The organism is Planctomycetia bacterium, assembly GCA_034440135.1.
Taxonomy (GTDB): Bacteria; Planctomycetota; Planctomycetia; order Pirellulales; family JALHLM01; genus JALHLM01.
Window position 1 is genome coordinate 1 of the sequence record JAWXBP010000457.1, and the last position, 4,365, is coordinate 4,365.

Annotated in this window: 6 protein-coding genes; 5 read left to right on the forward strand and 1 reads right to left on the reverse strand. The window is 58.1% G+C overall.

Annotated elements, in window-relative coordinates:
* The first annotated feature begins 256 nt into the window (after positions 1-256).
* From SGJ19_26260 to SGJ19_26280, 5 genes are all read left to right on the forward strand, one after another.
* Positions 257-484, forward strand: coding sequence for a hypothetical protein (locus SGJ19_26260; protein ID MDZ4783767.1), 228 nt, complete (start codon positions 257-259; stop codon positions 482-484).
* Between the two features lie 80 nt (positions 485-564).
* Positions 565-1,188: a hypothetical protein gene (locus SGJ19_26265; GenBank protein ID MDZ4783768.1), complete on the forward strand. Its 624-nt coding sequence runs from the start codon at positions 565-567 to the stop codon at positions 1,186-1,188.
* Positions 1,189-1,303: 115 nt separating this feature from the next.
* On the forward strand, positions 1,304-1,933 hold the full coding sequence (locus SGJ19_26270) for a TetR/AcrR family transcriptional regulator (GenBank protein ID MDZ4783769.1): 630 nt from the start codon (positions 1,304-1,306) through the stop codon (positions 1,931-1,933).
* Between the two features lie 33 nt (positions 1,934-1,966).
* Positions 1,967-2,392: a DUF1761 domain-containing protein gene (locus tag SGJ19_26275; protein MDZ4783770.1), complete on the forward strand. Its 426-nt coding sequence runs from the start codon at positions 1,967-1,969 to the stop codon at positions 2,390-2,392.
* 57 nt (positions 2,393-2,449) lie between these two features.
* The gene (locus SGJ19_26280; GenBank protein ID MDZ4783771.1) at positions 2,450-3,463 is read left to right on the forward strand and encodes an SRPBCC domain-containing protein; all 1,014 of its coding nucleotides are present in this window, start codon (positions 2,450-2,452) and stop codon (positions 3,461-3,463) included.
* An 87-nt stretch (positions 3,464-3,550) separates the two neighbouring features.
* Here SGJ19_26280 and SGJ19_26285 read toward each other — a convergent pair.
* Positions 3,551-4,365: helicase (locus tag SGJ19_26285; GenBank protein MDZ4783772.1), on the reverse strand; the 815-nt coding region annotated here is incomplete at its 5' end.

Sequence of the window (4,365 nt, forward strand, 5' to 3'; positions counted from 1 at the left end):
ACCGGATTCTGAAGGCCAAATCGTCATGACGATCGCGGGTCACGTTGACTGACTAATTTAGTATACGTTTAAGGTTAAATGGACCTGGCCCGCTTTTATCAACTTAGTTTTGTCTGAAAAGAACAATTTAATTATGGTGGGACGTAGCGAATTTCATTGTTTCACAGCGGAAACGGGGATAGCCTCCAACAAGCTGCCGGCGCGGGCGTGTCGCGCGGCCGAGATAAACAGTAGTGATCCATCACGAGGAGCGGCCATGGCCGAGTTTAGCAGCGATGACCCGGAAAACGCCAACAAGATGCGGTTCATGTTCGGCCCCGGTCAAGTCGACCAAGGGGTTCGGCAAACGATCCACATTTGCTGGATGATGCTGCCGGAAGGCGGGAAGACCGTCGACGAGTTGGAGCGGCAATTTCGTCGCATTGTCGATCGCGCGATCAAAGACCTGCGCGAGGACTCCGACGCGTTCGGCTTGCCGAAGTGATGGATAACCATACACTCCACTGGGCCCGGGCCACGACGGTGCTCACGGTTCCAACGCTGGTCGTCGGCCCTGGCCAGTGAATGCTGATCCGTTATGCGGCGAGGAACGTGAACCGTCTCCAACTCAGCATCATCGTCGGAATAGTATGCGCCGTGCTGCTGACGATGATTCGGGGCAGTTGGCGTGACGCACCCTTTGTAGTGCCAATCTTTGGGGCTGCAGGATTCTCGGCCACCTATGCAATCGCGTTCATCATCCGATCAGAACGGATTGCTAAGATTGAGGCCGCTTCAAAGCAGCGTCGAGGCGTGCCGCTTCTTCGCAACGCGGCGGCCTTCGCACTCGTTGCTGTCTCGTTTATTTGGTCTGGCCATGTGATTCAAGGGGCGGGGTTCGGCGGGTGGCTTGTCGCGATTTTCTTGGGTGTCGTGTTCCCCTTGGCCGTGTGCTTGCTCGCGTCGCACTGGCCGGTCGTCTTCGGGCTGCTGGCAGCTACTTCGCTTGCCATTTCCACACTTCTTAATCACCCCAACTTCCGGCAGAACGCCTTCGCCCGAGACGCTTGGGAACAGTTCTGGCAACGCGACGCTGGCGTATGGGTTTTTATCTGGGGCGTCCTCGCTGTGCTTTCGCTTTTTGTCTCGGTCCCTCTGGCTCTCCGGCGTCGCCGCCTAACCAGCCCGGCTCGCCAATCCCCAGCCTAGATGTTCCAAGTAGTCCGGATACGATTTCAAAATTATCACATTCCATAGTCATCCGAGTTGACTGATCATTCAATCAATAGTAAATTGATCGTTCAATCAAAAGGCGTAACTATTGATGGCAGATGGACCTGATACAAAAACAAAGATACTTGAGGCGGCCTTCCGGTTGTTTCATGAGCAGGGGTATCACGCCACCAGCGTATCCACCATTCTTCGCGAAGCCGGTATTAACTCCGGGAGCCTCTATCACTTTTTTGACAGCAAAGAACGGCTGCTTGAAGGCGTGCTGCGGTGGGCGCTGGATGCACTTCGCCCGCTGGTCATGAATGCGGTGGAGGCAAGAACCGACGACCCGATTGAGCGCATTTTTGCATTATTGGACCAATACCGCGACGGCATGAAACGCTTCGGCTGTCGGATGGGTTGCCCGATCGGCAATCTGGCGTTGGAGGTCGCCGACGATCACCCTGAGGCGCGAACGCTCATTCATCAGAACTTTGCCAATTGGTCCGCGGTGGTCAAAGGCTGGCTTGATGCCTCCGGCGATCGATTGCCGGCGACGTGCAATCGCGAGCAACTGTCCAAGATGGTTCTCACGGTCATGGAAGGCGCCATCATGCAGGCACGGGCCGCCGGCAATTTGCAGCCGTTTGATGATTCGGTGGCGCAGTTTCGTGCGTATATCGATGCGCTCAAACGCGAAGCGGCCGGAACGCGTAAGCCGGTTGCCGCAACGATGGTATAGGCAGGGGGCAACAGCAGGCGAAGGAGACCGGGCATGACTTTCGATCTATCAAAACTGAACTGGCTGGCGATCGGCCTTGTTTGCGTCGCCACATTTTTTCTCGGTGCGATCTGGTACACCGCGTTCGGGCCGTTGTGGGTCAAATACAACGGCTACACGCCCGAGCAGGTGACGGCCATGCAAAAGGCTCGCCCGCCGGCGGTGTTCTTCGGCGGGATGATTGTGAGCTACGCGCTGTTTGCGGTTTTCCTCGCGATCGTGCTTCAGAACATGCCGGTTAGCGGTTGGAGGGCGGCGGCGCTGGCGGGACTCGTGATCTGGCTGGCAATTGCCGTGCCGATCGGCGTGACGGGGTGGATCGCCAGCACGAAGCACATCGGTGTTTATGTGATCGACCTTGCGTACCAACTGGTCTTCATAGTGGGCGGTTCGATCGTGCTGTCGCTGTGGCGACGCTGAAAGCGGCTGATCATTGGCATTTAATTTGTTATGAAAACATAACATCGAGGTGTAGACATGTCCGCCATCACAATTCTTGTTCCCCTACTGTTAACTGCTTTTACTGCATTTGCTCGGCAGCCTGCATCCCAGCCTTCCACGCAACCGGTGCGAGGCGACACATTGACCGTGAGCGCCGTCATCAACGCACCTGCTGATGAGATATTCCATTGTTTCACCACCGGCCCAGGTTTTGTGAAAGCGATGGGGGTGGCCAATGCCAAGGTGGATTTTCGCGTCGGCGGACAGATTCGCAGCGCCTATAAGCCAGAGACCGATCTTGATTCGGATCAGGCGATCGTCAACACCATCCTCGCCTTCGAACCCAACCGCATGCTCGCCATTAAACCCACCGCGCCGGCGGGTTCGCCGGATTGGCTTCAGGCGATTTGTCGAACCGGGTGGAACGTCATCACGCTCGATACACTGGGGCCGGACCGCACCCGCATCACCATCGTGGGCATGGGCTATGAACGAGGTCTCCTCTTCGACACGGCGTACCGGTTTTTCAAGCAGGGAAATACCGCAACGCTTGAACTGATGAAAAAACGCTTCGGCCCCGCCGACGCCGCACAGCGCGACGCACGCGCTTATGCGTTGCTCAAATCGTGCGTGGGGGGTGAATGGAAGGCCCGCGAAGTGTTGCCAAACGGTGCTACACTCTGCGGCCGAACGGTTTGGACGCATTTGTTGAACGACCAGTTCATCGAATTACGCGGCGAACTTGGCGACGACACAGCCATGCATCCGCACGCACAAATGATCTGCGGCATTGATGCCGAAACCGCCGCGCCGTTCTTTTTCCAGATCATGGAAACCGGAGCGGTCGCCCGCGGCCAGCTCAGCCTGCTCGGCGATCAAACGGTCGGCGGACTATTGCACTTCACCGGGCCGGACGGTGCGGCCGACTGGTACATCACGCTAGAATTTCCAGAGCCGGATCGATACGTCAGCAACATATGGAAGGGCAATGCGCCGGCGGGTAATCCCACGATCGCTGTTCACTATGCGCGATCGTCGATGACGAAATAGCGACGAACCTCAATCGTCCTAAGTTGCGTAATGCCCGTCAATCGTTTGCATCAGGCCGGTGCATTTTTTGCAATGGCGAAACGGTGGTCATGCCCCTTCGACCAATTTCTCCAGCGTCTCGTCGGTGCATTGTGGATCAACGGTTCGACAGGCGCGGGCCAGCACTTCGGAGATACCGGTGAGCCGGGTACGCCACGCCGCCGGCTCGGCATCGCGCGGCGTGAGTTGCTCGAACTCGCGGCACAGCAGGATCATTCTTAAGAGGTGCTTGAAGAGTACGCCTTCCTGTTTGACCAGATCGCGGCCGCGAACGAACTTGTCGAAGTCGCCGCCGGAATTTAGCAGATCGCCCACGGCCCAGACGGGCGTCGTGAACAGCCCGCCGGCGTGGTCGATCTCGTTCTCGAACAGCATTCGCATTTTCTGCGCCAGCGGCACAGGGTACTTTCGCAGCGCCGGTTCGACGTCGGATTGATCGGCTTGTGGATAGAGATCGTCGTGCGTCGCCAGGCCGAGGGTAAGAATTGTCGGGTCGACCACTTCGATGCTGAGCCGTCCCGGCGGCAACTCGTCGGGCCACGGCACGCGCACCGACTTGGCAACCGAGCCGGGCATCTCCAGCAGGCTCTCCAGGATCTGCACCAACTCGTGATCGTCGGCCTTGCCAAGATATTCGAGAAGGAACAGGCCGTAGAGCGGATGCACGGCGCGGAAGACCATGAGCTGCTTAAGCTTTTCGGTCGGCGTGGCGGTGACCGGATCGTAGGGCGGTGGCCCGATTTGGGCGGCCGCCCGCGCCGCGCCCGATTTCGCCGCCGCCGCCGCCGTTGCCCCAACGTGCTCGCCGAGCTTGAGTTGGGCCATCAGTTCATCAAACGTGGGCAGCTTGGCGCGCGGCGTGG